General features: G+C 59.9%; 1 protein-coding gene. It reads right to left on the reverse strand.

Annotated elements, in window-relative coordinates; genetic code table 11:
* Positions 1-44: 44 nt before the first annotated feature.
* Complete coding sequence (locus tag HU811_RS27050; protein WP_092398420.1) at positions 45-722, reverse strand: Crp/Fnr family transcriptional regulator; 678 nt, start codon at positions 720-722, stop codon at positions 45-47.
* Positions 723-916: the final 194 nt, after the last annotated feature.

Raw genomic sequence — 916 nt, forward strand, 5'->3', positions numbered from 1 at the left:
AGCGGGAGCAAGCTCCCTCGCCACAGGGGGGGCAATTACCCGGGTTATTGCTGGTAAGCGTCAAGCTCATCCTCGGCCAGGATGCGGATGTTGCGCCGTTCCATGGCGATCAGACCGCCATCCACCAGGCGATGAAGAATGCGCGAGAAAGTCTCTGGCTGGATTCCCAGCTTGGAGGCCACCAGGCGTTTGGACACCTGCAGCACTACCTGGCCGTCGCGCGGATCGCGCTCTTGAAGCAGAAAGTTGATGACCCGTCGGCTGGCGCTGGCCAGGGTCAGGTTGTCGATGTCCTTGAGGCGCTGGTGCAAATGGATACTCATACTCGCCAGAATCGCCAGGCAGACCTTTGGCTGGTCTTCCAGGGCCTTGCGGTAGTGGGTGCCTTCGATACTCACCAGCACACTGTCCTTGAGTGCCGACGCACTGACCGGGTAGCACCGGGCCTGGCTGAACAGCAATGCCTCGGCGAAGGTCTGCCCGGGCTGGATGATTTCCACCAGGTTTTCCTGGCCTTCCCCGGTGACCCGGAACAGTTTGATCTGACCGCTGATCAGCAGGAAAAACCGCTTGGCCGGGTCACCCTGATGCATGAGCGTGCTGTTGCACTCCAGGCGTTTGAGCACGGCCAGATTGCACACGTCCTCGAAGACCCGTTCCGGTAACTGGCTGAACAAATGATGACGACGCAACAGTAAAACGATGGAAGGATGAGTCAGCATGGCGTACCTCCGCGTACCGTCATGGTAGAACCCCACGCGCTTGCGGCCTATGCCTCGGCAGGCTTACCTCGGAAGAGGGAGATCATCAGGTAAACACCAATCCTGGTGGGAGCGGGCTTGCTCGCGAAGACGGTGGATCAATCAGCATGGATGTCGACTGACACGCCGCCTTCGCGAGCAGGCTCGCTCCCACA

The organism is Pseudomonas tehranensis (assembly GCF_014268615.1).
GTDB lineage: Bacteria > Pseudomonadota > Gammaproteobacteria > Pseudomonadales > Pseudomonadaceae > Aquipseudomonas > Aquipseudomonas tehranensis.